Below are 24,570 nucleotides of genomic sequence, written 5' to 3' on the forward strand. Positions count from 1 at the left end.
CCGGCCGCAAGGGAAGATCGCAGCTCATGTAGACAGGACGTTGCGAACAGGACGTTCACGGGGGACCGACTGGCGAACAACGAGGGTGGGACAGAGCACGTGCAGCGGCGCTTCATCGGTCTGACGGCGGCGGTCGCCGCACTCGGCATGGCGGGGGCGGGCCTCACCGGCTGCGGCAGCGACAGCGGCTCCGGCAGCGTCACCCTCAAGCTGGTCGCGGCCGACTACGACATCGCGGGCGGCAGCAGCACCAAGGCGTACTGGAACGACGTCGTCGCCGACTTCGAGAAGAAGAACCCCGGCATCAAGGTCGACGTCTCCGTCTACTCGTGGGACGTCGTCGACGCCAAGGTCGCGGAGATGGTGAAGGCGGGCAAGGCCCCCGACATCGCGCAGATCGGCGCGTACTCGGACTACGCGGCGGCCGGCAAGCTCTACTCCGTCGACCAGGTGCTCTCCATCCCCGTCCAGGCGAACTTCCTGGCGCCGCTGGCGGACGCGGGCGAGATGAAGCGCGTCCAGTACGGCATCCCCTTCGTGGCCTCCACGCGCCTGCTCTTCTACAACCAGGCGCTCTTCGACAAGGCGCACATCAAGCCGCCGCAGACCTGGGCCCAGCTGGAGGCCGACGCGAAGGCGCTGAAGGCCAAGGGGGTCAAGACCCCGTTCGCGCTGCCGCTCGGCAGCGAGGAGGCCCAGGCCGAGACGATGATGTGGCTGCTCAGCGGCGGCGGCGGTTACGTCAACCAGATCTCCGGGTACGACATCGACTCGCCGGAGAACGTCAAGACCCTCAACTGGTTGAAGAGGAACCTGGTCGAGGGGGGCCTGACCGGCCCCGTCGCGCCGGGCAAGCTGAACCGGCAGGCGGCCTTCGACGCGTTCGCCAAGGGCGAGGTCGGCATGCTCAACGGGCACCCGTCGCTGATGGAGCAGGCCAAGAAGAAGGGCGTGAAGTACGGGATGGTCCCGCTGCCCGGCACCGAGGGCAAGGCCAAGGCGTCGATGGGCGTGGCCGACTGGATCATGGGCTTCAAGCAGAACGGCCACCGCGAGCAGATTGGGAAGTTCCTCGACTTCACCTTCAGCGACCAGAACGTGCTGGCGTTCGCGGACAAGTACGACCTGCTGCCCGCGACCCGTACGGCGTCGCAGACCATGCAGAACAACGGCAAGCACGCGGAGCTCAAGGAGTTCCTGGCCGCCCTGCCGACGTCGGAGCTGCCGCCGGTGGGCAAGACGTCGTGGCCCAAGGTGAGCGAGACGATCAAGAAGCGGATCGGCGGGGCGGTGTCGCCGGAGGGGGACCCCCGGTCGGTACTGGAGGGGATCGCGAAGGTGGCCACGGAGGCGGAGAACGCGGAGTAGTTGGCCCGGGGTTCGTCTGCGGCTGAGTGGTGGGTTGCTCGCGCAGTTCCATGCGCCCCTTCGGGGCGGCCAGGGGATTGCCGCGCAGCGGCATTTTCAGGGGCGCGGGGAACTGCGCGACCAGCCCCCACCGGCCCGCAGAAGAACGGAGCCGGGCGGGTTGTCACGCGTCGGCTATACGTTGGCTTGTATGACTGACCACGACGAGGGTGGGCTGAGCGAGCGGGCCCGGGCCGTACTGGCCATCGAGCGGCGGTCCTGGACCGGGCCCGGGGCCAAGGAGCGGGCCGTGCGCGAGCGACTGGGGATCTCGCCGACGCACTACTACCAGCTCCTCAACGCCCTGCTCGACGACGAGCGGGCGCTGGCCCACGACCCGGTCACGGTGAACCGCCTGCGCCGGATACGCGAGGAGCAGCGCGAGCGGCGCGGTTGACCGGGGTGGGCTGCGGGTGGCTGCGGGTGGCCGCGTTCGGCGGCCGTTGACCGTGGCTGGCTGCGGTCGGCGGCAGTTGGCCGTGGCTGGCCGTGGTTGGCCTTGACTGATCGCAGTTGACCGCGGTTGAACGCCCTCCCGCCATGGCTGTGATCCGGTCCGCGCCGCTAGGGTCGTGGCATGGGCAGCCACACGCATTCCCTGCCGACCCCTGCCACCTCCGCCGGACGCGAGGCGCTGGCGGCGATCCTGGCCGCGCCCGAGCGGGCCGTGATCGCGCTCGACTTCGACGGCACGCTCGCCGAGATCGTCCCCGACCCCGAACAGGCGCGCGCCCACCCCGGCGCCGTCCCCGCCCTCGCCGCCCTCGCCCCGAAGGTCGCCTCGGTCGCCGTGATCACCGGGCGTCCGGCGGGAGTGGCCGTACGGTACGGGGGCTTCGCGGGCGTACCGGGCCTTGAGCACCTGGTGGTGCTGGGCCACTACGGCGCCGAGCGCTGGGACGCGGTGACCGGTACGGTCCACGCGCCCGCGCCGCACCCCGGCGTCACGGCCGCGCGGGCCGAGCTGCCGGGGGTGCTGGACGCGCACGGGGCGTGGCGGGGCACGTGGATCGAGGAGAAGGGGCAGGCGGTCGCGGTCCACACGCGGCGGGCCACGGACCCCGAGGCCGCGTACGCCGCGCTGCGCGACCCCCTGGAGGCCCTCGCCACCCGCCACGGCCTCATCCTCGAGCCCGGCCGCCTCGTCCTGGAGCTGCGTCCTCCGGGGATGGACAAGGGGGTGGCGTTGGCGGAGTACCTGCGGGAGGTGGGGGCGGGGGCGGTCCTGTACGCGGGCGACGACCTCGGCGACCTGCCCGCGTTCGCGGCGGTCGAGAAACTCCGCTCGGACGGGGTGCCGGGGCTGCTGGTGTGCAGCGGCTCGACGGAGGTGGTGGAGGTGTCGGAACGGGCGGATGTGTCGGTGGCGGGGCCGGTGGGCGTGGTCAAGTTCCTGACGGCCCTGGCGGACCGGCTTTAGGGCCCCACCCCGCACATGTCACAGCCCCGCGCCCTTGAATGCCGCGCAGCGGCATTCAAGGGGCGCGGGGAACTGCGCGACCAGCCACACACGGTCCGCAGACAAACGGGGGGTCCTGGGGCGAAGCCCCGGGAAACACCTTTACGCCCCGGGGGCGTCAGGCCTCGCGTAGCGCCCCCAGCTGGTCCAGGAACCACCGCTGCGGCGGCAGCGCCGTCGCCGCGGCGGCCAGTCGCTTGGAGCGGTCCGAGCGCTCGCCCGGCGACATGGACAGCGCGGCGAACAGCCCCGCAGCCGTCCCCATCACGTCATACGGGTTGACACAGACCGCGTCCTCCCGAAGCTCCTCCCACGCCCCCGCCTCCCGCGACAGCACCAGCGCGCACCCCTCGTCCGAGACCACCGGGACCTCCTTGGCCACCAGGTTCATGCCGTCCCGGATGGGGTTCACCAGAGCCACGTCCGCCAGCCGGTACGCCGCCAGCGAGCGCGCGAAGTCGTCCTTGACGTGGAGGATCACCGGGGTCCAACCCGGCGTACCGAACGTCGAGTTGATCTCCTCGGCCGTCCTGGCCACCTCCGCCGTGTAGTCCCGGTACACCGCCAGGTCCTGCCGCGACGGGTACGCGAACGCCACGTGCACCACCCGCTCCCGCCACTCCGGGTGGTCGAGGAGCAGCTGCCGGTACGCCAGCAGGCCGCGCACGATGTTCTTGGACAGCTCCGTGCGGTCCACCCGCACGATCGTCTTGCGGCCCGCCCCGATCTGCTCGCGCAGCGCCACCAGCCGCTCGTCCACGTCCGGCTCGTGCGCCCGCCGCCGCAGGAACTCCGCGTCCGCGCCGAGCCCGTGCACCCCGACCCGGGTGGTCCCCAGGCCCCCCACCGCGTCCTCGCAGCAGCGCGTGAACGCGTCCGCCCAGCGGTGGGTCAGGAACCCCAGCCGGTCCGCGCCGAGCATCCCCCGCAGCAGCTGCCGGGCCACGTCGTCCGGGAGCATCCGGAAGTACTCCGGCGGCGCCCACGGCGTGTGCGAGAAGTGGCCGATCCGCAGGTCGGGGCGGAGTTCGCGGAGCATGCCCGGCACCAGCGCCAGGTGGTAGTCCTGGACCATCACCGAGGCTCCCTCGGCCGCCTCCTCCGCCAGCGCCGCCGCGAAGGCCCGGTTGTACGCCTCGTACGCGCCCCACTCGCGGCGGAACTCCGCGTCGAAGACCGGCTCCAGGGGCGTCTGGTAGAGCATGTGGTGGACGAACCACAGCACCGAGTTGGCGATCCCGTTGTACGCGGCCGCGTGCACCGACGCCTCGATGTCGAGCATCCGCACGCCCGCCTCGCCCACCCCGCGCCGCACGGCCTCCCGGTCGCCGTCGCCGAGCGCCGAGCACACCCACAGGGTGTCCGCCTCGGAGCCGATCGCGGAGAGGCCCGAGACCAGGCCGCCTCCGCCCCGGCGGGGTGTGAGCGACCCGTCGGCCTCGAAGGCGTACGAGACCGGGCCGCGGTTGGACGCGACGAGGATCTGAGGACCGACCTGGGCAGCGCGCGCGGAGACCATGGAGACGAACCTAGCCCGTAGCGGAATGCCTCAAACGTGCGAACCGAGGCACCGGCCCCCGACGGTCACGCCCCCTTACGCCGCCCGGTGCACCGCGTACTCCCCGATTTCCCGCATCGGCGGCCGTTCCTCGGTGTCCACCGCGTACGTACGCGGGACGAACCCCTCCTCGCCCCGCTCGAACTGCGTCAGCGACGGGCGCACCAAGTGCGCCCGGGACAGCCGCAGTTGGGCCGTGCGGTAGATCGCCGCGGCCATCCGGCCGAGCGCCTGCCCGTCCTGGTGGCGGTGTTTGCGCACGCCCACGTCGACCTGGGCCAGCGCGTCCAGGCCCACCGTGTGCAGCGCGTCGACGAGCAGCCCCAGCTCCACTCCGTAACCGACGGGGAACGGCAGCCGTTCGAGCAGCGAGCGGCGGGCCGCGTACTCACCGCCCAGCGGCTGCACGAAACCGGCTAGCTGCGGCCAGTGCAGGTTGAGCAGGGGCCGGGCCACCAGCTCGGTGACGCGGCCGCCCTGACCTGGGGTGTCGCCGAACGGCCGGTCGTACATCGCCTTGACGAAGTCCACGTCCGCATCGGTCAGGAGCGGGCCGACGATGCCGGAGACGAAGGCGGGGTCGAAGTCCCTCAGGTCCGCGTCGATGAAGCAGACGATGTCACCCGTGGTGACCAGCAGGGAGCGCCACAGCACCTCGCCCTTGCCGGGCAGGGCCGGTATCCGGGGCAGGATCGCGTCCCGGTGCACCACCCGGGCACCGGCGGCCGCCGCGACCTCGGCCGTACGGTCGGTGGAGCCGGAGTCGATCACCACCAGCTCGTCCACCAGCGGCACGGCGGCGGTCATCAGCTCGCGCCGGATCGCCCCGACGATCCGCCCGACCGTGGCCTCCTCGTCGAGCGCCGGCAGGACGACGCTGACCGTGGTGGCGGTACGGCGCTTGGCGGCCACGAGCGCGTCCAGCGGGCGGTCGGCCGCCGACCAGGAACGCCTGCTCAGCCAGCGCTCCACCTCTTCCAACACGACCGTGCGCCTCCTTGTGCGGGCCTCTGTGATCCATCTCGCGGTTCGGACGACTATCTCAACCGTCCGGGCCTTCGGTTACAGTCTTGAACAACGCGGATGACCGTCGCATGTCGGGGTCGCCGCGCGGACAAATGCCTGGGTCCTGGACCCAGTGCCACAGCGCTCATCCAGAGGGACTGAGGGAACGGCCCGTTGAAGTCCCGGCAACCCTCCTGCCGACCGCGAGGTCACGGTGGGGAAGGTGCCAATTCCGTCTCATGGCGAAATGCGCCATGGGGAAGATGAGGAGAAAGGGCCTCGCCATCATGGCTGTGCAGACCGTTGACAACACCGCCAATGCCGCCACCACTGTGAACCTCGGTCCCGCCGTCGCGCTTTCCTGCCGGGAATGCGGCGAGCGGTTCGACCTCGGACCGATCTTCGCCTGCGCCCTGTGTTTCGGGCCGCTCGAAGTCGCGTACGACCTTCCGACGGGTGACCCCGAGGCGCTGCGCAAGCGTATCGAAGCGGGCCCGAACAACATCTGGCGCTATGCGCCCCTGCTGCCTGTTCCGGCCAATGTGGCTGAAAAGCCCAACCTGAATCCGGGATTCACCAAGCTCGTCAAGGCCGACAATCTCGCCCGTGAGCTGGGCGTCACCGGCGGCCTCTACGTGAAGGACGACTCCGGCAACCCGACGCACTCCTTCAAGGACCGCGTCGTCGCGATCGCCGTCGAGGCCGCCCGCGCCTTCGGCTTCACCACGCTCTCCTGCTCCTCCACCGGCAACCTCGCCGGCGCGGTCGGCGCGGCCGCCGCGCGGGCCGGATTCCGCTCCTGCGTGTTCATCCCGCACGACCTGGAGCAGGGCAAGGTCGTCATGGCCGCGGTGTACGGCGGCGAGCTGGTCGGCATCGAGGGCAACTACGACGACGTCAACCGCTTCTGCTCGGAGCTCATCGGGGACCCGCTCGGCGAGGGGTGGGGCTTCGTGAACGTGAACCTGCGCCCGTACTACGGCGAGGGCTCCAAGACGCTCGCGTACGAGATCTGCGAGCAGCTCGGCTGGCGGCTGCCGGACCAGATCGTCATCCCGATCGCCTCGGGATCGCAGCTCACGAAGATCGACAAGGGGCTCCAGGAGCTGATCAGGCTGGGCCTGGTCGAGGACCGGCCGTACAAGATCTTCGGTGCTCAGGCGGAGGGCTGCTCTCCGGTGTCGACGGCCTTCAAGGCCGGTCACGACGTCGTACGGCCGCAGAAGCCGAACACCATCGCCAAGTCCCTGGCCATCGGGAACCCGGCGGACGGCCCGTACGTCCTGGACATCGCCCGGCGCACCGGCGGCGCGGTGGAGGACGTGAACGACGAGCAGGTCGTGGACGCGATCAAGCTGCTCGCCCGGACCGAGGGCATCTTCGCCGAGACGGCGGGCGGCGTGACGGTCGGCGTCACACGGAAGCTCATCGAGAACGGGCTGCTCGACCCGAGCCTGACTACTGTCGTCCTCAACACGGGTGACGGCCTCAAGACCCTGGACGCGGTGGCGCCGACCACTGGACCGACCGCGACCATCCGCCCGAGCCTGGACGCGTTCCGCGACGCCGGCCTGGCCGGCTGACCTCCACCTCGCTTCGGAAGACGGAAGGGCAGAACCCATGAGCGTCAACGTCCGCATCCCCACCATTCTCCGTACGTACACCGGCGGCAAGGCCGAGGTCGCGGCCGAGGGCGCCACCCTCGCCGAGGTCATCGCCGACCTGGAGAAGAACCACACCGGGATCGCCGCCCGGGTCCTGGACGACCAGGGCAAGCTGCGCCGCTTCGTCAACGTGTACGTCAACGACGACGACGTCCGCTTCGAGCAGGGCCTGGAGACGGCGACGCCGGACGGGGCGGGCGTCTCGATCATTCCGGCCGTCGCCGGAGGCTGACCGTCAAGCACGGTGCCGACCGGGTGCTGAACCTACGCCGCGTTACCTGAATTGCCCCCTCCGCAAGCTAAGCGGAGGGGGCAATTCAGTGTGGTTGAGCGCGGTACAGTGGGGAAGTCCCCTTCGCTGTGTGTGCCACGCGCATATGAGAACGCGACGAACCGGCGTCGAGATGCAGTCAAAGTGTTCGAGCTTTTTGCTCCGTAAGTGCGCTTTGCCCGGCCCGACTTGCCCTGGAATGCTGGAATAGGCGGCATTCCGCTCCCGACCCGTGCCCGGAATTCTCGTCCGATTGACCTGTTGCAGAGGGCAGTTGGGCAGATACATTCAGCCGCGGTCGACGCGTTCCGGCGCACACCCTCTCCTGTCGGAGGGTGGAGGTCTGACCCGGGTCCGCGAAGTGCGGTCCCGTGCAAGGGCCAGTAATAGGGGAGTTAGGCATGGCTCAGGGCACCGTCAAGTGGTTCAACGCGGAGAAGGGGTACGGCTTCATCGCGGTCGACGGTGGTGCGGATGTTTTCGTCCACTACAGCGCGATCCAGATGGACGGGTACCGCACCCTTGAAGAAGGTCAGCGAGTCGAGTTCGAGATCTCGCAGGGCCAGAAGGGTCCGCAGGCGGACATGGTCAAGCTCGCCGTCTGATCTCGGCGCGATCGGCCACCGACGCATACAGGCCCGTGGGGCCCGCATCCTCTGTAAATGGATGCGGGCCCCACGTGTGTGTCCGGGGTCCGTGGTCCCCGCCGCGGAGGTGGCCGGACACGGCCGGGACCGTGGGACGGCCTTGCACTCTCCTGGGTCGAGTGCTAATCATTGGCGTTAGCACTCTCCGAGTGAGAGTGACAGAATCAGGATCGGGTCGGTGAGGCCCGCGAGCCGCGTGGGGCAAGGAACCACAAGGCGCGCAGGCCGTCCGTCGCGGGCGCCTCCTCGATCCGGAGCAATCCACCCCTGTCCGGGAGGACCACTTCACATGGCCAAGATCATCGCGTTCGACGAGGAGGCACGGCGCGGTCTCGAGCGCGGGATGAACCAGCTCGCCGACGCCGTCAAGGTCACCCTTGGCCCCAAGGGCCGCAACGTCGTCCTCGAGAAGAAGTGGGGCGCCCCCACGATCACCAACGATGGTGTTTCCATCGCCAAGGAGATCGAGCTCGAGGACCCGTACGAGAAGATCGGCGCCGAGCTGGTCAAGGAAGTCGCCAAGAAGACGGACGACGTCGCCGGTGACGGTACGACCACCGCGACCGTTCTCGCCCAGGCGCTCGTCCGCGAGGGTCTGCGCAACGTGGCCGCCGGCGCCAACCCGATGGCTCTGAAGCGCGGCATCGAGAAGGCCGTCGAGGCCGTCTCCGGTGCGCTGCTCGAGCAGGCGAAGGATGTCGAGACCAAGGAGCAGATCGCTTCGACGGCCTCCATCTCCGCCGCCGACACCCAGATCGGCGAGCTCATCGCCGAGGCGATGGACAAGGTCGGCAAGGAAGGCGTCATCACGGTCGAGGAGTCCCAGACCTTCGGTCTGGAGCTGGAGCTCACCGAGGGCATGCGCTTCGACAAGGGCTACATCTCGGCGTACTTCGCGACCGACATGGAGCGCATGGAAGCCGCGCTCGACGACCCGTACATCCTGATCGTCAACTCGAAGATCGGCTCGGTCAAGGACCTGCTGCCGCTCCTCGAGAAGGTCATGCAGTCGGGCAAGCCGCTCCTGATCATCGCCGAGGACGTCGAGGGCGAGGCCCTGTCGACCCTGGTCGTGAACAAGATCCGTGGCACCTTCAAGTCCGTCGCCGTCAAGGCCCCGGGCTTCGGCGACCGCCGCAAGGCGATGCTGAACGACATCGCCATCCTCACCGGCGGCACGGTCATCTCCGAGGAGGTCGGCCTCAAGCTGGAGAACGCGGGCCTCGACCTGCTCGGCCGCGCCCGCAAGGTCGTCATCACCAAGGACGAGACCACCATCGTCGACGGTGCCGGTGACAGCGAGCAGGTCGCCGGTCGCGTGAACCAGATCCGCGCCGAGATCGAGAACTCGGACTCGGACTACGACCGCGAGAAGCTCCAGGAGCGCCTGGCGAAGCTGGCCGGCGGCGTGGCCGTCATCAAGGCCGGCGCCGCCACCGAGGTGGAGCTCAAGGAGCGCAAGCACCGCATCGAGGACGCCGTTCGCAACGCGAAGGCGGCCGTCGAGGAGGGCATCGTCGCCGGTGGCGGCGTGGCCCTGCTCCAGGCCTCCTCGGTCTTCGAGAAGCTGGACCTGTCGGGTGACGAGGCGACCGGCGCCAACGCCGTGAAGCTCGCCCTGGAGGCCCCGCTGAAGCAGATCGCCGTCAACGGTGGTCTCGAGGGCGGCGTCGTCGTCGAGAAGGTGCGCAACCTGGCCGTCGGCCACGGTCTGAACGCCGCGACCGGCGAGTACGTCGACATGATCGCCGAGGGCATCATCGACCCGGCGAAGGTCACGCGCTCCGCGCTGCAGAACGCCGCGTCGATCGCCGCGCTGTTCCTCACCACCGAGGCCGTCATCGCCGACAAGCCGGAGAAGGCCGCCGCGGCCGCTCCGGGCGGCATGCCGGGCGGTGACATGGACTTCTGATCCCCTTGAGGGATCGGTAGCCCGGTCACGTAGTACGGACGAAGGGCGGCACCCCACGCCGGGGGTGCCGCCCTTCGGCGTGTCCGGGGCGGCACGGTTCAGCAGGCGCCTTCAGCAGGCGCCGTCCGTGACCCGGGCCCCGATCACCGCCTGGCCATCGCCGAACGGGCTGACGGTGAGGTGCATGCAGAACGCCGCGTGCGTGCCGGAGCCGGTGATGTCGTACGCCCCCTGGTCCTCGCCGTGGCCGCGCAGCACGATCGGGTCGACGAACCACTGGGCCGCGCCGGTGTTCTTCATGGCGTCCTCGATCGTCCGCGCGTAGTCGTCGCCGGAGAACCGCTGGGACGGGTCGATGTTGCGCTGGGTCGACCCGTCCAGGTCGTGCGCCGCCTGGTGGGCGGCGTCCCGCAGTTCGCCTTCGCTCCAGTCGGTCTGGTCGTTCACGACGAGGATGGCGACGGCGACGAAGGCGAGGGTGAGGAGGATGAGGGCGAGGCCGACGGGATGGGCGGGGTTGTAGGCGAACCGGCCGTTGAGGCGCAGGAAGACGGGTTCGGGCTCGCGGTCGGACGTGGTCATGACGAGAGCCTAAGACGGGGGCGCCGCCCGGGAGTTGGCGCCCCCCTGCGGCTTCCCCCTCTACGTCAGTGCCGTGCGCAGATGGCCGTCGGCCCGCTCCAGGCGGCGCGTCGCCGTCGGCGCGTCCACGTCCGCGAGGAGCATCAGGATCGCCGTCTTCACCTCGCCGTCGGCGGCCGTGAGGGCCGACTCGATCTCCTCGTCGGCCGCGCCGGTCGCGAGCGCGACGATCCGCCGCGAGCGGGCGCGCAGCTTCTCGTTGGAGGCCCGTACGTCGACCATGAGGTTCCCGTACGTCTTGCCGAGCCGGATCATCGTGATCGTCGAGATCATGTTGAGGACGAGCTTCTGGGCGGTGCCGGACTTGAGCCGGGTGGAGCCGGTGAGCAGCTCCGGGCCGACCACGACCTCGATGCCGTGCTCGGCGGCGGCGGCCAGGGCGGACCCGGTGTTGCAGGCCAGGCCGACCGTCAACGCCCCGCGCGCACGGGCGTGTTCGACGGCGCCGACGGCGTACGGGGTGCGGCCGGAGGCGGAGACGCCGACGACGGTGTCGAGCGGGGTGAGCCCGAGCCCGTCCAGGTCCTTCGCGGCCAGCTCCTTGGAGTCCTCGGCCCCTTCGACGGACGTGGCGATGGCCGCAGGACCGCCCGCGATCAGCCCGACGACCTGGGCGGGGTCGGTGTTGAAGGTCGGCGGGCACTCGCTGGCGTCCAGGACGCCGAGCCGCCCGGCGGTGCCCGCGCCCGCGTAGACCAGCCGCCCGCCCCGGGCCATCCGCTCGGCGGTGGCGTCGATGGCGGCGGCGATGCGCGGCAGTTGGGCGGCGACGGCGGCGGGGACCGTGGCGTCCTCGCCATTCATGATCCGGGCGATCTCGGCGGTCGGCAGCCGGTCGATGTCGGCGAGCTCGGGCCGGAACGCCTCGGTGGTCAGGTGGGCCAGCTGGGCGCGGAGTTCCCCGTACGTGGAAGTCATGGGAGCGGTGCTCTTTCCGTACGTGTGCGAGGGCACCCGGGGTCAGCGGGTGCGCGGGCTGTGGCGGTGGGCGAGCGCCTCGTAGGAGGCGGCGAGCGCGGGGGCGGCCGTCTCGTACGTGCGCTGGGCGATGCCAATGAACAGGCAGTCCACGACGAGGAGTTGGCTCGTCCGGGACGACATCGCGGCCGGGCGCAGCTCGCTCTCGCGGGCGGTCGAGGTGGTCAGTATGTGGTCGGCGTACTGGGAGACGGGGCCGTCGGGACGGCCGGTGATGGCGATCGTGGTGGCGCCCCGGTCGAAGGCGACGCGCAGCGGCTCGATGACGTCGCCGGTGGAGCCGGAGTGGGTGATGGCGACGGCGGCGTCCCCCGAGCGCAGCTGCACGGCGTTGGTGACGGCGAGGTGCGGGTCGGTGTGGGCGTGCGCGATGAGCCCGATCCGCAGCAGCTTCTGGGCGAGGTCCTGCCCGACGAGGGACGAAGCCCCCACGCCGTAGATGTCGACGCGGCGGGCCTGGGCGAGGGCGGCGACGGCGGCGCCGAGCTGGACGGTGTCGAGGGCGGCGGCGGTGTCGGCCAGCGTCTGCTGCTCGTCGTAGGCGAGCTTGGCGACGACGTCGGCGATCGGGTCGTCCACGGCGATGTCGGCGGTGACGGCCGGGGCGCGCCCCGACTGCTGCTGGGCGGCGAGCCCGGCGAGCGCGAGGCGCAGATCGCGGTAGCCGGGGTAGCCGAGCAGCCGGGCGGTGCGGACCACGGTGGCTTCGCTGGTGCCGGTGAGCTCGGCGAGGCCGGTGACGGTGAGAGCGGCGCACCCGGCCGGGTCCCCGGCGACGGCCTCGGCGACGCGCTGCATCGAGCGGGTCATGGAGGGCGCGAGCATGCGCACCTTGGCCGCGAGGGCGGCGGGTGGGGGCGGGGCGCCCGCGGTGGAGCCGGTGAAAATTTCCTTCACGTCATCGGTCACCCTTGAAAGGTATTTTCGCGGCCGCGGCGTGGTCAACCCCGTGGGTACGGGAAGGCCTACGGGGCCGAAGGGGTGACAATGGCTGCATGGACGACGTCGACCCCCTGGAGCAGTCCCTGCACGCCGCCCGCGCCCTGGTGCTGGCGGACCTGGCCGCGCGCGACGTGGCCCAGGCGGATGTGGTCTCGCTGGTCGAGGACGCGGTGACACACCGCCGCTGGTGGGTGGAGCAGTGGCCGGACGGCGCTGCGTTCGTGGCCGGCCTGGTCGCCCAGGACGTCCAGGACGCGCTCCTGGAGAAGTACGGCCGCTGGCCCATCTGCCCGGTCTGCCACGCCGGCGACCCGCACGCCCTGGACGTCGAGCCGGAGCTGGGCCCCGACCCGCACTGGGTCTGCGGCAAGGCGGGCGTGAAGGTGGCCCCGGTGGGCGGCCTGGGCACGGGCCCGCTCGCATGACGCTCTACATCGACCCCCCGACCTGGCCGGGCCACGGCCGCCTGTGGTCACACCTGGTCAGCGACGTCTCGTACGAGGAACTCCACGCCTTCGCGGCGGCCATCGGCTGCCCGCCGCGCGCGTTCGAGCGCGACCACTACGACGTACCTCAGTCGCGGTACGCGGACGCGGTGCGAGCCGGGGCGGTGGAGATCGGCTCCAAGGAACTGGTGCGGAGGCTTACGGGGGCGGGGTTGCGGCGGCCGAAGGGGCGGCCGGCGTAGGCCTCGGGTCAGTGCGGGAAGGCGGAGGTGTCGAGCGGCTTGCCGAACGTCTCGGGGAGCTTGATCTCTCCGCCGAACGGGGTGCGTACGGTGCGGCTGTAGACGCCGTCCACGGGCTCGGTGAACAGGGTGCTGGTCGGGCCGTGTTCGTCGAACCGGTCGATCAGGAGGTACGCCGGGACGGGCGCGTGGGCGTAGCCCCAGAGCTTCTTCTTCCGGTCGTCCTTGGCGTTGCTCTTCGAGGTGATCTCGACGACGAGGAGGGCTTCGGCGGCGTCCACGGGGTCGTTGGAATGCGGGTCGGCCGCCTCGATGGGTGCGACCGGCATGACCACCAGGTCGGGCATGTAGAGCTTGTCGAGGCGGGCGATGTGGATGCCAAGGGTTTGGTAGATCCCCAGTTCCTCCGGGAGCGAGCGGCACCAGGGCCGTTGAAGTTCCGCGAGGATCACATGGTGGTGCCGAGGCGGAGGCGGAGCCATGTGGATCTGTCCCTCATCGATCTCGGCACGCCACCCCTCGGGCATATCCAACTCGCACCATGCCTGGAATAGACCCTCCCATGTGGCCATTCGATTCCCCCTGTCTCCGGCGACCTGACAGGGCGAACCTAGATCGACGGTTGTGGGATCCGCAGCCGTCTCTTGGCCGGTCCCACGATCGGGTGAGGGACGCAGTAACGACTCACTCCCTGAGCAGCTCCAGCTCCGCCGCCAGGTTCTCGCGGGCGCGGGCCTCCCACTCCTTGGCGCCGTAGGGCGTACGGAAGAGTCTCGGCAGGTCCAGCAGCTGGCGCAGGACGGCCGCGCGGCCGTCGCGGAAGGCGTCGTCGGGGACGAAGGCGTACTCCTCGCGGACGGCGGCCGCGTACGCCGCGTACTCCTCCGGGTCCCCCGCGAGCACCGCCAGGTCGGCGTCGCACAGGGCCTCGCCGTTGGTGTCGCCCTCGTGGGGGTCGTGGGTGACGGTGAGGCGTACGAGCCGGGCGACTTCGGCGGTGGCGTCCGGGCCCAACCCGGCCTCGGGGAGGGCGCGTTCGGCCTGCGTCGCGCTGCGCTCCTCGTTCTCGGAGCGGTCCGGGCGGTACACGGCGTCGTGGAACCAGGCGGCGAGGCGCACGAGTTCGGGGTCCTCGGCGTGGTCGGCGAGGGTGTCGACGTGGCGCAGCACGGCGGCGAGGTGGCCGACGGTGTGGTACTTGCGGTGGGGCTCGGCCCATTGGGCGAGGAGGCGCTCGGCGTACGGGGCCGGGTCCGGGCCGGGCCCTTGGCGGGCGGCGGCGAGGGTTTGGGTCCAGCGGGTACGGAGGTCGTCGAGGTCGGGCATGGGGCGAGCGTAGCCAGTCGCGCCCGGTCCGCCAGGGGGACAGCCCCCGCCCCGGGACGGGGGCGTGCCGGATGGGGACGGCGGGCCCGGTCCGGGAGGGTGGGGGCATGGTTACCACTCCCTCCCGCCGTGGGTTCCTGTCCGTCGCCGCCCTCGGGGCCGCCGCGTCCCTGGTCGGCGTCCCGCGTGCCGCCGCCGCCCCCGCCCGCCTCCGGCTGTCGCTGCCCGCGCCCACCGGCCCCCACCCCGTCGGCACCGTGACCGCCCGGCTCGTGGACCGGGGGCGGCGGGATCCGTGGGTGGCGCGGGCGTACCGGGAGCTGATGGTGAGCGTGCGGTATCCCGCGCGGGACGTGCGCGGGCATCGGCGGGCGCCGCAGATGACGCCGGGCGCGGCGGCCGCGTACGACCGGTTCAACGGGCTCGGCGAGGACCTGGCGCCCGGCAGGGTCGACTGGGCGGCGACCCGCAGCCACGCGTACACCGACGCCCCCGCCACCGGCACCTGCCTGCCCGTGGTCCTCTACTCGCCCGGTGCGGGCGACCCCCGCACCCTCGGCACCACCCTCTGCGACGAACTCGCCTCGCGCGGGTACGCGGTGGTGATGATCGACCACACCTACGACGCCGGGGCGGTGGAGTTCCCGGGCGGCCGGGTGGAGCGGACGGTCCTGCTGGACGAGTTCGCGCGGGCCCGGAAGGCGGGGCCGGAGCAGGTGGTCGCGTTCCTGAAGAAGGTCGCCGACGTACGGGTCGCGGACACCCGTTTCGTCCTGGACCGGCTGGCGCACCTGCCCGCCGGGCTCGGGCGGCGGCTGGACCTGGACGCGATCGGCATGTTCGGGCAGTCCGCGGGCGGCTTCGCGGCCGCGCAGACGATGCACGACGACCGCCGCGTGAAGGCCGCGCTCAACATGGACGGGGTGATGGGCTACACGCAGCGCGACGACGACCCCTCGAACCCGTCCACGGTCGCCACCGACGGCGTCGACCGCCCGCTGCTGCTCATGGGCATGGACGGCGACACCCACCACACCGTGGCCTCCTGGGGCCAGACCTGGGAGCACAGCACGGGCTGGCACCGCGACCTGACCCTGGCGGGCGCGGCCCACGCGTCCTTCACCGACCTCCAGTCCCAAGTGCCGCAGATCGTCCGGGGGTTGGGCCTGGACGGCTCCGTCGCCACGAAGAGCGTGGGGGCCATCGATCCCGTACGTTCGGTGGCCGCGCAGAAGGCGTACGTGTCGGCGTTCTTCGACCGGTGGCTGCGGGGCGGGGACCCGGCGGGGCTGCTCGACGGGGCGTCGGCGCGGTGGCCGGAGGTGCGGTTCGTGAGGTGAGGCATGCGGCTGGACGGGTCGGCGCGTAGGCTTGTTATTGGACTAGACCTGTCGACCTGTAGGACAGCCGAGGAATTGGGGTCAGATGAGCAACCGCGCACTGCTTGAGGTGATCGCCCTCGACGCGGCGGACGCGATCGCGGCGCAGGCCGGCGGGGCGGACCGGCTGGAGCTGGTCACCGACATGGCGGCCGACGGCCTGACCCCGTCCCGGGAGACCTTCGCGGCGATCCGCGCCGCCGTGGACATCCCGCTGCGCGTGATGCTCCGCTCGGCGGACGGCTTCGCGGCGGGCGACGTGGACGCGCTGGTCCGGGACGCGCGGGCGCTGCGGGCGGAGGGCGCGGACGAGTTCGTGCTGGGGTTCCTCGACGAGACCGGCGGGCCGGACATGGCGGCGGTACGGGCGCTGGTGGCGGAGCTGGACGGCTGCCGGTGGACGTTCCACCGGGCCATCGACCGCGCCGCCGACCGCGACGCCCTGCGCAAGGAGCTGGCGGAGCTGCCGGGCCTCGACACGTATCTGACGGCGGGGGCGGCGGGGGGCGTCGACGACGGCCTGCCGACGCTGGTCGCGGAGGCGGGCCGCGGGGCCGAGCCCGGCTACGAGCCCCGCATCCTCGTCGGCGGCGGCCTCCGCCTCGACCACCTCCCCGCGCTGCGCGCGGCCGGGATCGACGCGGTCCACATCGGCGGCGCGTCCCGTCCCCGGGGGTGGGGGGCGCCGGTGGCGGCGGAGGCGGTGGCGGAGTGGCGGTCGGCGCTGGACGCGTAGGGGCTCGGATGGGGCCGTAGGCGGCTCTCCCGGGGGCTACGCCCCTGGACCCCTGGCGGGGCCTGCGGCCCCTGCACCCCGCTGCGGGGCTGCGTCCCGGGCTTCTGTTTGTCTGCGGGCCGGTGGGGGCTGGTCGCGCAGTTCCCCGCGCCCCTGGAGAGCGGGGCCTGCGGCCCCGATGGCGGCTGTGAAAATCGCTGTCCGATTGTCGGAACGTAGTGATAGAGATTCGGGGTGACAACTACACTCGCGTTCCCCGTTCTGCTGCGACTGATAGACGAACGGTCGACTGCCTTCCGCGCCGCGGTCGCCTCCGCGTCCAGCCTCGACGTACAGGTGCCGACCTGCCCCGAATGGACGCTGTTCGATCTGGCGCAGCACATCGGCGAGGGGCGCCGCGACTGGGCCGCCACCGTCGCCGCGGGGCCCGCTCCGGCCAAGTCCGCGGCGGAGGGCGCCCCGGCTGCGCCTCGGGAGCGCGAGGCCCTGCTGGCCTGGCTGGCGGAGTCCACGGAGCAACTGCTGGACGCGTTGCGGAAGGCCGGCCCGGATCGCGGTTGCTGGGCGTGGTGGGAGCCGCTGGAGTCGCCGCATACCTCCGGCGTCGTGGCTCGGCACCAGCTCCAGCAGATGGCGGTGCACACGTACGACGCCCAGATCACCGTAGGTGCCCCGCAGCCGCTGCCGGACGAGGTGGCGCTCGACGGTGTCGAGGAGTTCCTGTCCACCTGCGTCGCGACGACAAGTGCCTGGCCGCACGAGCCCGCTGCCATCGACTTCCACGCCTCCGAGGGCCGCTCCTGGCGCCTCTCGCTCTCCGCCGACGGCGCCCGGACCGTCCGCCTCCCCGGGCCCGGCACCATGCCGGCCACCGCTGCCGGCCAGGACCCGGATGCGGCCACCGCCTTCTTCTCCATTCGGGGCACGGCCAGCGAGCTGGTCCTCAGCCTGTACGACCGTATCCCGGTCAACTCCCTGAAGACCGAGGGCGACCGACGTGTCTTCGAGCAGCTCAGCGCCTGGGACCCGGACGAGTAGGACGTGACGATGCGCCACCGTCGTCCGGAGCGTCCAGCCACACCCTTTCCCGGTCGCCGTCGACCGTGAGACCGAAGCGGTCGAATCCGGGGCGGCCTCGCTGGTCCCACCAGTGGTACGCGGCCTCCGTCTCGTCCCACAGCCGGCGTGGTCCGGACTGGACCACCTCGTACGAGTCCGCACCGCACTCATAGTCGGCCGATGCCCACGACATGGCGTCGGTGCTGTACGTCCACAGGGTGTACGCGCCGCCCTCGTACCGCTCCACGGTCCAGAACGCGCCCGGCACGCGCAGCCCGATGACGAACTGCTCCACCCACCCGCCCACGGCAGCGGGGGAGAGCGGCGTGCGGCTCCTGACGCCGTCCGCGGGCCACGCCCGGCCGTTCAGGTAGGCGGCGTGCGGCGGCCGGGCCGCGCGCTGCTGGCGGAGCCGCATGAAGGCGCTGGAGCGGGTGAAGCGGCCGCTCGCCGTGCCGTCGTCGCCGACGACGAGACGGGCGACCGCCTCACCGCCGTACTCCGTCCCCCAGGGGGTGACGACCAGACCGCCGGGGCGGGTCTGCTCCACCCACGCCGACGGCACCGCCCCGACCGAACACGTGGCGATGACCCGGTCGTAGGGCGCGTTCCCGGTGAACCCCAGCCGGCCGTCTCCCGCCATGACCAGAGGGCGCAGCCCAGCGGCCCGGAGGTTCTCGCCCGCCCCCTGAGCCACCTCCCCGTCGTACTCGACGCTGACCACGTTCGTGCCGCCCAGCCGGTGCGAGAGAAGTCCGGCGTTCCACCCCGTGCCCGTACCGATCTCCAGAACGCGGTGGCCGTCCTGCACGCCGAGATCCGCCAACATCGAGAAGACCATGCGCGGCTGGGAACTTGAGCTACTGGGCGTGGTGCCCAGGCCGTCCCCGGTGTGCGCGCCGTCGTCCCACTGCGTCGTCAAGGGGATGTCGGAGTACACCGCCTCGAACCACGCCTCGGGGTCCTTGGCGCGGTCGACCACCGGGTTCTGCCGCGTGCCGTCCGCGATGCCCGGCCAGACGCGGTCGGGCACGAACAGCTCACGCGGGACGGCCTCGAACGCCGCCAGCCAGTCGGGAGTCAGCGCGCCCGCCGCGAGCAGCGCGGAGGCGAGCCGCGAAGGGCCCGCCTCCTCCGTGCGTGCGTTCATCGGCTACTTCCTCGCGGGGCCGGAGCCGTCGGAGCTGTTCCCGCCGCTGGTCTCCTGCCCGCCTCCACCGTGTCCGCGCCCGCTGCTGCCGTCGTCCTGCTGACTGCCACCCTGCCCGGACCCGGTGCCGCCGCCGTGCTGTCCACCCATGGGGTGCTCCTTTACGTAGTCGGGTTGATGACAGGCTAGGAACGGCGGAGACCGGGCTTCAACGAACGTGCGCGGGCTTGCACGCGGTCACCCCAGGGAGTCGATCGCGCTCCTGATCAGCGCGCGTGCGGCGGTGCCGTACACGGCAATGGCGGAAAGCTCCGTGAACGCCTTCGCGTACTCGGCGATTTCGCCGGGCTGCGTGACGGTGAGGTGTGCGGAGACCAGTTCCACGTTGACCTGCTCGTCGTCGTACATGGTGAACGACTCGACGGGCCATCCTCCGCCGCGCTGAACGCCCAGGGGCACGATGCCGAGCGACACCGAGGGCAGGGAGGCCAAGGCGATCAGGCGGTCCAGTTGCCCGGCCATGATCTCCCCGTCACCGATCACGGTCCGTAGGACCCATTCCTCCACCAGCATGGCGAAACGGTGGTTTCCGGTGTGCAGCACGCGTTGCCGATCCATGCGCACGGCCACGGCCGCGTCCAGGTCGCCCGGCACGTCGCGAAGCGCGGTGACCGTGGCCAGTACGGCCCTGGTGTAGGCGGCCGTCTGAAGCAGTCCGGGCACGACCCAAGACTGGTAGGTGCGAAAGCGCCGGGTGCGCTCGAACAGTGGAGTGACCGACTCCTGGACCCGTTTCAGCCCCGCGCGCTCCAGGCGCCGCCATTCGACGTACGTGCCCTCGATGTTCCGGGCGGTGGCGATCAGATCGGCGGTCTGGTCCTCGGCATCACAGTGCAGCGTGTACGTGCGCAGATCGTCGTACGACGGTGCTGTCCGCCCGTTCTCGATGCGGCTGCACTTGCTCTCGTGCCAGCCTGCCCGAGAGGCCAGCTCCCGCGCCGTCAGCCCCGAGTCCTTGCGGATCTCACGCAGACGCTTTCCCAGGGCCTCTCGGGCTTGCCGGACGCTGGATGATGAAGTCACGCGCAACTATCCCGGATGCGGGCGGTACTCCCCGTGCGGGATCGCGCGTTCCCATACGGCCTCGAACGCGGATTCGCACAGCTTTACCGTCGTCGGGTCGTCGGTGAACGACTCGTCGTCCGGGGCGAGTTCGCCGTACCCGTCGAAGTGGTGAAAGACGACGACGCTGCCGTCCAGCAGCCAGAAGTCGTTGCCGGGAAGGGCGATGTCCGAGGCCTGCCGCGGAAGGTGGTTTTCCGGGGGCTGCGCCCCCGGGGCCCCGAGCGGGGCCTGCGGCCCCTGCACCCCGCTACGGGGCTGCACCCGTACCCCCTTCAAGGGGCGCGGGGAACTGCGCGGCCAGCCGCAGACGGCCCGCAGGCGAAGCACCCCCCCGGAGGGTCCTCCGGGGAACTGCGCGACCAGCCCCCACCGGCCCGCAGTCACAGTCCCAGCTCCGCCCACACCGTCTTCCGAGGAGCCGCCCCCTCCGCCACCCCCCACCGCTCCGCCAGCGCCTGTACCAGCAGCAGGCCGCGGCCCGACTCGGCGTCGGGGGGCGGCGCCGAGGCGGCCACCGGGTGCTTGTCGGCGCGCGTGTCCGTCACCTCGATGCGCAGCCCTCCCGCCCGCAGGATCAGGACCAGCTCGAAGTCCCTCCCCGGCACCCGCGCGTGCACCACCGCGTTCGCGGCCAGCTCCGCCACGATCAGCGCGGCGGCGTCCGACGCGACGGACCCACGGGGTACGCCCCACTCCGCGAGCTGTTGGATCGACAGCAGACGGGCGAGCCGCGCGCCCCGCCGAGTGGCGGCGATGCGCCGCCTGAACACACGTACGGTAACGGACAGTTGTACGGCCGAAGCCTCTGTTTCGGGGTGCATGGGGCCACCGTGGCGCGCGTATCCCCCCGTACACCAGGCATGGAGCGCGTACGCTGCGCGAGCGTACGCGCACAGCCCGTAGACAGTACGTCCAACACCCCGTAACCCTGGGTGAGTTGAGTACGGCGCGATTCACTCACCGGGAGGTGCCCGCAGATGGCCTGGGACCACGAGGGACACGACGGCGAACCCGAAGCATCCGACAGCCTGCGCACGTTCGGCGCCGTGGTGCAGGCCCTGCGCGAATTCGCGGGCCTGACCCGGGAGGAGTTCGCCCCGCTGGTGGGGTACTCCAAACACACCATCGCCTCGATCGAGCTGGGCCGCCGCATGCCCGACGACGCCTTCGTCGAACGCGCCGAAGCCGCCACCGGCAACACCGGCATCCTGACCAAGGCCGCCGCCCGCCTCCACCGGCAGCCCGGGCTGGCTTCCTGGTTCCGCCGGTGGGCCGGCCTCGAACAGGAGGCGATCAGCCTGTACACGTACGAGTCCCGGCTCGTGCCGGGTCTGTTGCAGACGGAGGCGTACGCGCGGACATTGTTCGGGGCGCAGGTGCCGCCCCTCGCGGACGATCAGATCGAGGCGCATATGGCCGCCCGCCAAGAACGACAGCAGCTCCTGCGCGACCGGCCCAACACCTCGTTCAACTTCATCGTCGAAGAGCACGTCTTCCTGCGGCGTACGGGCGGTGCGGAGGTGACCCGAAGGCTTATCGACCATGTTCTGGAGTGCGCGACGCCGAGGAACGTCGATCTGCAAGTCCTTCCACTGGGAGGGGGGGTGCACGCTGGGCTGGCCGGCCCCATTCGACTGCTGGAGACTCCTGGCAACAGGTGGCTCGGTTACTGCGAGGGACAGGAGAGCGGCCAGTTCATCTCTGATCCCAAAGTGGTCAGCACGCTCCACATGCGGTATGCAAAACTGCGCTCACAGGCCCTCACCACAGAGCAGTCCGTGGGCCTGCTGGAGCGACTGCGAGGAGCGCTATGAGCAGCACCGAACTGGCCTGGTTCAAGAGCAGTTACAGCAGCGGCTCCGGCGACAGCTGCGTCGAAGTCGCCCTCGACTGGCGGAAGTCGACCTACAGCAGTGGCTCAGGCGACGACTGCGTAGAGGTGGCCAGTTGCCCGGCCATCATCCACGTCCGCGACTCGAAGAACCCCACGGGTCCCCGGTTCGCCGTCTCACCCGACGCCTGGGAAGGCTTTCTGGGCTACTTCCAGTAGAGGCCCTTGTCCGCCATGGTGAACGGGTCGCCCCAGTACTCCGCCGACGCGACCTTCGTCGTGGCCGACGGGGCCAGGGCCACCGCGCAGCCCTTCTGCGTCTTGCCGGTGGTGAAGCCCTGGGGCAGGGACTCGCTCGGGCACTTGGCGAAGGTGCCGAAGACCATCAGGTCCTGGGCGTCCGTGCCGTCGCCGAGGTGGCCCTTCATGTGGCTGACGGAGGCGTACTCCAGGTTCGTCGTGCCGACGTTCTTGATCGTGTAGCGGATGTAGTACGGGACCTTTCCGCTGACCTTGTCGCCGAGCTTGAGCGGTGCGAGGTCGGCGGGGTCGCCCTTCTCGATCGCGTCGACGGTGAGGGCGATCTCGCCCTTCTTCGTGGTCCCGTACTTGAACGGGAACCGGGCCGCCTCGCCGATCTTGAACGTCTGGCCGCTCTTGGCCTGGCCCGCCGAGCCGCCGCCGTCGCCGTCGGCCGGTGCCGACGGCTGGGTGGACGGCGTCGACGACGACGGCGCGGACGGCGTCGGCGTCGCCCCGCCGACCGGCTTCTCGGCGCCGTCGTCCCCGTTGCACGCGCTCAGCGCCAGCGAACCGACGACCACCAGGCCGACGACCGACGCCAGCTTGGCCCGGCTGCCTCGGTGCATGACAGAACTGCTCATGGTGCGTACTCCCCCGTAGGAATGATCTCTGTGAACAGAGTTCCTAATGCAGAGTCGTCGAGCACCGCCATCGCGATGACCGATATGCCTGGGGCCGTGGCCGATTCATGACTTGGTCAGGACGAAGGTGCTACGCGCGGTGCCCGATGGTGACGGCGATGCCTTCCTGCGCGTCGTCACCGCCGCCAGGGCAACCGCCAGCAGCATCAGCAGCGTTGAGGTGAACGGGAACCAGCGCTCGCCCAGCACCGCGATCGCCGCGCTGCCCGTGACGCCCGCCGCCGCCACGCCCAGATACAGCGCGCTGCTGTTCAGGGAGAGGAGGAGGGGTGCGGACGGCGGGTCGAGCGAGACCAGGCGGGCGGGGAGCGCCACCGCCACCGCCCAGCCCGCGAGGGGGTTGAGGGTCGAGGCGATCAGGGCCGTCGTCATCGACTGCATCAGCCACGGCAGGGCCAGCGCCACCGCCGCCGAGACCGTACCCGCCGTCAGGATCACCACCCTCGGGCCCCAGCGGTCCACCACCCGGCCGCCGAGCGAGCTGCCCGCGACCGAGGCGACGCCCGAGACCAGGAGGAGCAGGGTCAGTTTCGACTGGTCGCCCTTCGTGGCGGGGGCCGCCGCCACCGTGTAGTAGATGAAGACCGTCTGGAAGGCGAGGAAGACCAGGAAGGTCGTCGCCGCCGCGCCCAGTACGGGGCGGTTGGCCAGCGGGGCCAGGCGGGCCCGCAGGCCCGGGGACGGCTGCGGCGCCGGCAGGCCCCGCAGCATCAGGCCGACCCCGGCGAACGCCGCCGCGCCCAGCGCCGTGACCAGCCACATCGTGAGGCGCCAGTCCGTACGGCCGATCCAGGTGCCCAGCGGGACCCCGAGCGCCGTCGCGACCGTGAGGCCGCCCATCACCGTGGCGATGGCCCGGCCGCGTCGCTCCGGCGGTACGAGTGCGGTGGCCACGGCGTTGGCGGTGGGTGTGTAGAGGGCCGCGCCGACCGCCGCGAGGACGCGGGTGGCGAGGAGGAGCGTGAAGTTCGGGGCCAGCGCGGAGAGCGCGTTGGCCAGCGTGAAGATCACCAGGGCCGTCAGCAGGGTCCGCAGCCTCGGCCACTTGGCGGTCGCGGTGGCCAGGACCGGTGCCAGCACCGCGTACGCGAGCGCGAAGACCGTGATCATCTGGCCTGCCGCCGAGACGGACACGTCCAGGTCGTCCGAGACCAGCGGCAGGATTCCGGCGATCACCATGCCGTCCGTGCCGACGGCGAAGGTGCCGAGAGCGAGCAGGAGCAGGCGTAGGCGCATCAGTTCCCCCCGTATGCGTATCGTTTGATGTACGTCAAACCATCGCGGAGTTGTTTGATGTTTGTCAAACGATTCTGGGAGGAGGGAGGGTGGGTGGATGGGTGACGAACACGTCGAGGAGTGGCTGCCGCAGCCCGATGTCGCCGACATCGAGCTGGTCAAGGTGCTGCACGCGCTCGGTGACCCCGTGCGGCTGGCGCTGCTGAAGGTGTACGCGGATGGGGAGCAGTACAGCTGTGCGCCCGGTGCGCTGGGGCTCGGCCATTTGCATAAGTCGACCGTTTCGCACCATATGCGCATCATGCGCGAGGCGGGGGTCACGTCTACCCGGGTTGTTGGGCGCAGCCGGTATGTTCGGCTGCGCCGGGGGGATTTGGATGCGCGGTTTCCTGGGTTGCTGGATGCGTTGGTTTCGGCGCTGTAGGTCGGTCGGCTGCGGCTGAGTGGGTGGCTGGTCGCGCAGTTCCCCGCGCCCCTAAACCCTCTCTCGTCTGCGGACCGTGGTCGCTTCTCGCGCAGTTCCCCGCGCCCCTAGATGCGCCCCTGCGGGGCGCTCCAGGGGATTGCCGCGGAGCGGCTTTTTTAGGGGCGCGGGGAACTGCGCGACCAGC

The 24,570-nt window shown here is 71.1% G+C and carries 28 protein-coding genes, 1 pseudogene and 1 riboswitch; of the genes and pseudogenes, 15 read left to right on the forward strand and 14 right to left on the reverse strand.

Annotated elements, in window-relative coordinates; genetic code table 11:
• Window positions 1-147 precede the first annotated feature (147 nt).
• The 3 genes from AB0G17_RS22445 to otsB all read left to right on the forward strand — a co-directional run bounded on the left by AB0G17_RS22445 (window position 148) and on the right by otsB (window position 2,827).
• Entirely contained in the window at window positions 148-1,368 is a 1,221-nt protein-coding gene (locus AB0G17_RS22445) for an extracellular solute-binding protein (RefSeq protein WP_361385597.1), read from the forward strand.
• Between the two features lie 190 nt (window positions 1,369-1,558).
• A complete protein-coding gene (locus AB0G17_RS22450; RefSeq protein ID WP_361385447.1) occupies window positions 1,559-1,804 on the forward strand; it encodes a DUF3263 domain-containing protein in 246 nt (81 codons plus the stop codon).
• Window positions 1,805-1,984: 180 nt separating this feature from the next.
• Window positions 1,985-2,827, forward strand: a complete 843-nt coding sequence (gene otsB / locus AB0G17_RS22455; RefSeq protein ID WP_361385450.1) for a trehalose-phosphatase — start codon at window positions 1,985-1,987, stop codon at window positions 2,825-2,827.
• Window positions 2,828-2,984: 157 nt separating this feature from the next.
• Here otsB and AB0G17_RS22460 read toward each other — a convergent pair whose 3' ends face one another.
• The gene (locus tag AB0G17_RS22460) at window positions 2,985-4,385 is read right to left on the reverse strand and encodes a trehalose-6-phosphate synthase (protein ID WP_361385453.1); all 1,401 of its coding nucleotides are present in this window, start codon (window positions 4,383-4,385) and stop codon (window positions 2,985-2,987) included.
• Window positions 4,386-4,460: 75 nt separating this feature from the next.
• On the reverse strand, window positions 4,461-5,408 hold the full coding sequence (locus AB0G17_RS22465; protein WP_361385456.1) for a glucosyl-3-phosphoglycerate synthase: 948 nt from the start codon (window positions 5,406-5,408) through the stop codon (window positions 4,461-4,463).
• 163 nt (window positions 5,409-5,571) lie between these two features.
• Window positions 5,572-5,699: riboswitch (SAM riboswitch) on the forward strand.
• Window positions 5,700-5,716: 17 nt separating this feature from the next.
• Here AB0G17_RS22465 and thrC point away from each other — a divergent pair.
• The 4 genes from thrC (at window position 5,717) to groL (ending at window position 9,923) form a co-directional block, all read left to right on the forward strand.
• Complete coding sequence (gene thrC / locus AB0G17_RS22470) at window positions 5,717-7,012, forward strand: threonine synthase (RefSeq protein WP_361385459.1); 1,296 nt, start codon at window positions 5,717-5,719, stop codon at window positions 7,010-7,012.
• Window positions 7,013-7,049: 37 nt separating this feature from the next.
• Window positions 7,050-7,325: a MoaD/ThiS family protein gene (locus tag AB0G17_RS22475; RefSeq protein ID WP_120722187.1), complete on the forward strand. Its 276-nt coding sequence runs from the start codon at window positions 7,050-7,052 to the stop codon at window positions 7,323-7,325.
• Between the two features lie 440 nt (window positions 7,326-7,765).
• Window positions 7,766-7,969 (forward strand): cold-shock protein, encoded by a 204-nt coding sequence (locus AB0G17_RS22480; protein ID WP_005315736.1) that lies wholly within the window; start codon window positions 7,766-7,768, stop codon window positions 7,967-7,969.
• Between the two features lie 331 nt (window positions 7,970-8,300).
• Window positions 8,301-9,923 carry a chaperonin GroEL gene (gene groL / locus AB0G17_RS22485; RefSeq protein WP_067162842.1) on the forward strand — a complete coding sequence of 541 codons (1,623 nt, stop codon included), beginning with the start codon at window positions 8,301-8,303 and terminating at the stop codon, window positions 9,921-9,923.
• A 111-nt stretch (window positions 9,924-10,034) separates the two neighbouring features.
• Here groL and AB0G17_RS22490 read toward each other — a convergent pair whose 3' ends face one another.
• From AB0G17_RS22490 to AB0G17_RS22500, 3 genes are read right to left on the reverse strand one after another with little or no spacing between them, the layout of a single operon-like run.
• Complete coding sequence (locus AB0G17_RS22490; protein ID WP_361385463.1) at window positions 10,035-10,505, reverse strand: hypothetical protein; 471 nt, start codon at window positions 10,503-10,505, stop codon at window positions 10,035-10,037.
• A gap of 60 nt (window positions 10,506-10,565) precedes the next feature.
• Window positions 10,566-11,483 (reverse strand): N-acetylmuramic acid 6-phosphate etherase, encoded by a 918-nt coding sequence (gene murQ / locus AB0G17_RS22495; RefSeq protein ID WP_361385466.1) that lies wholly within the window; start codon window positions 11,481-11,483, stop codon window positions 10,566-10,568.
• Between the two features lie 42 nt (window positions 11,484-11,525).
• Window positions 11,526-12,452, reverse strand: a complete 927-nt coding sequence (locus AB0G17_RS22500) for a MurR/RpiR family transcriptional regulator (protein ID WP_361385469.1) — start codon at window positions 12,450-12,452, stop codon at window positions 11,526-11,528.
• Window positions 12,453-12,538: 86 nt separating this feature from the next.
• Here AB0G17_RS22500 and AB0G17_RS22505 point away from each other — a divergent pair, with 86 nt between their 5' ends.
• Window positions 12,539-12,910: a hypothetical protein gene (locus tag AB0G17_RS22505; RefSeq protein WP_361385472.1), complete on the forward strand. Its 372-nt coding sequence runs from the start codon at window positions 12,539-12,541 to the stop codon at window positions 12,908-12,910.
• Window positions 12,907-13,173 carry a DUF4031 domain-containing protein gene (locus tag AB0G17_RS22510; RefSeq protein ID WP_361385475.1) on the forward strand — a complete coding sequence of 89 codons (267 nt, stop codon included), beginning with the start codon at window positions 12,907-12,909 and terminating at the stop codon, window positions 13,171-13,173. Before AB0G17_RS22505 ends, AB0G17_RS22510 begins: the two co-directional genes overlap by 4 nt.
• Before the next feature lie 8 nt (window positions 13,174-13,181).
• Here the strand turns inward: AB0G17_RS22510 and AB0G17_RS22515 are convergent, their stop codons facing one another.
• Window positions 13,182-13,745: a Uma2 family endonuclease gene (locus AB0G17_RS22515; RefSeq protein ID WP_361385478.1), complete on the reverse strand. Its 564-nt coding sequence runs from the start codon at window positions 13,743-13,745 to the stop codon at window positions 13,182-13,184.
• 112 nt (window positions 13,746-13,857) lie between these two features.
• Complete coding sequence (locus AB0G17_RS22520; RefSeq protein ID WP_361385481.1) at window positions 13,858-14,499, reverse strand: hypothetical protein; 642 nt, start codon at window positions 14,497-14,499, stop codon at window positions 13,858-13,860.
• Between the two features lie 107 nt (window positions 14,500-14,606).
• Between AB0G17_RS22520 and AB0G17_RS22525 the strand changes: the two genes are divergently transcribed.
• From AB0G17_RS22525 to AB0G17_RS22535, 3 genes are all read left to right on the forward strand, one after another.
• Window positions 14,607-15,839, forward strand: a complete 1,233-nt coding sequence (locus AB0G17_RS22525; RefSeq protein ID WP_361385484.1) for a hydrolase — start codon at window positions 14,607-14,609, stop codon at window positions 15,837-15,839.
• Between the two features lie 85 nt (window positions 15,840-15,924).
• Complete coding sequence (locus AB0G17_RS22530; RefSeq protein ID WP_361385487.1) at window positions 15,925-16,614, forward strand: copper homeostasis protein CutC; 690 nt, start codon at window positions 15,925-15,927, stop codon at window positions 16,612-16,614.
• Between the two features lie 234 nt (window positions 16,615-16,848).
• The gene (locus tag AB0G17_RS22535) at window positions 16,849-17,652 is read left to right on the forward strand and encodes a maleylpyruvate isomerase family mycothiol-dependent enzyme (protein WP_361385490.1); all 804 of its coding nucleotides are present in this window, start codon (window positions 16,849-16,851) and stop codon (window positions 17,650-17,652) included.
• On the opposite strand, the gene AB0G17_RS22540 is transcribed toward AB0G17_RS22535, so the two are convergent.
• The 5 genes and pseudogenes from AB0G17_RS22540 to AB0G17_RS22560 all read right to left on the reverse strand — a co-directional run bounded on the left by AB0G17_RS22540 (window position 17,627) and on the right by AB0G17_RS22560 (window position 20,769).
• Window positions 17,627-18,823 carry a protein-L-isoaspartate(D-aspartate) O-methyltransferase gene (locus AB0G17_RS22540; protein ID WP_361385493.1) on the reverse strand — a complete coding sequence of 399 codons (1,197 nt, stop codon included), beginning with the start codon at window positions 18,821-18,823 and terminating at the stop codon, window positions 17,627-17,629. The two genes, AB0G17_RS22535 and AB0G17_RS22540, sit on opposite strands and share 26 nt — an antisense overlap.
• Window positions 18,824-18,826: 3 nt before the next feature.
• Window positions 18,827-18,973, reverse strand: a complete 147-nt coding sequence (locus AB0G17_RS22545; protein ID WP_361385496.1) for a hypothetical protein — start codon at window positions 18,971-18,973, stop codon at window positions 18,827-18,829.
• A gap of 87 nt (window positions 18,974-19,060) precedes the next feature.
• On the reverse strand, window positions 19,061-19,912 hold the full coding sequence (locus AB0G17_RS22550) for a helix-turn-helix transcriptional regulator (RefSeq protein ID WP_361385499.1): 852 nt from the start codon (window positions 19,910-19,912) through the stop codon (window positions 19,061-19,063).
• Window positions 19,913-20,128 (reverse strand): annotated as a pseudogene (locus tag AB0G17_RS22555) (DUF6879 family protein); the annotation flags it as partial.
• Between the two features lie 200 nt (window positions 20,129-20,328).
• Window positions 20,329-20,769 (reverse strand): ATP-binding protein, encoded by a 441-nt coding sequence (locus AB0G17_RS22560; RefSeq protein ID WP_361385502.1) that lies wholly within the window; start codon window positions 20,767-20,769, stop codon window positions 20,329-20,331.
• Between the two features lie 156 nt (window positions 20,770-20,925).
• Between AB0G17_RS22560 and AB0G17_RS22565 the strand changes: the two genes are divergently transcribed.
• Both AB0G17_RS22565 and AB0G17_RS22570 read left to right on the forward strand, forming a co-directional pair.
• Window positions 20,926-21,762 carry a helix-turn-helix transcriptional regulator gene (locus AB0G17_RS22565; protein ID WP_361385504.1) on the forward strand — a complete coding sequence of 279 codons (837 nt, stop codon included), beginning with the start codon at window positions 20,926-20,928 and terminating at the stop codon, window positions 21,760-21,762.
• The gene (locus tag AB0G17_RS22570) at window positions 21,759-21,998 is read left to right on the forward strand and encodes a DUF397 domain-containing protein (protein ID WP_361385507.1); all 240 of its coding nucleotides are present in this window, start codon (window positions 21,759-21,761) and stop codon (window positions 21,996-21,998) included. The genes AB0G17_RS22565 and AB0G17_RS22570 overlap by 4 nt, the downstream gene beginning before the upstream one ends.
• Here the strand turns inward: AB0G17_RS22570 and AB0G17_RS22575 are convergent.
• Together AB0G17_RS22575 and AB0G17_RS22580 are read right to left on the reverse strand one after the other, a co-directional pair.
• A complete protein-coding gene (locus AB0G17_RS22575) occupies window positions 21,986-22,663 on the reverse strand; it encodes a hypothetical protein (protein WP_361385510.1) in 678 nt (225 codons plus the stop codon). The two genes, AB0G17_RS22570 and AB0G17_RS22575, sit on opposite strands and share 13 nt — an antisense overlap.
• Before the next feature lie 105 nt (window positions 22,664-22,768).
• Window positions 22,769-23,959 carry an MFS transporter gene (locus AB0G17_RS22580; RefSeq protein ID WP_361385513.1) on the reverse strand — a complete coding sequence of 397 codons (1,191 nt, stop codon included), beginning with the start codon at window positions 23,957-23,959 and terminating at the stop codon, window positions 22,769-22,771.
• Between the two features lie 97 nt (window positions 23,960-24,056).
• Between AB0G17_RS22580 and AB0G17_RS22585 the strand changes: the two genes are divergently transcribed.
• Window positions 24,057-24,383: a transcriptional regulator gene (locus AB0G17_RS22585; RefSeq protein WP_361385516.1), complete on the forward strand. Its 327-nt coding sequence runs from the start codon at window positions 24,057-24,059 to the stop codon at window positions 24,381-24,383.
• Window positions 24,384-24,570 lie beyond the last annotated feature (187 nt).

The sequence above is a fragment of the Streptomyces sp. NPDC023838 genome, assembly GCF_040639555.1.
In the GTDB taxonomy this organism is placed as follows: domain Bacteria; phylum Actinomycetota; class Actinomycetes; order Streptomycetales; family Streptomycetaceae; genus Streptomyces.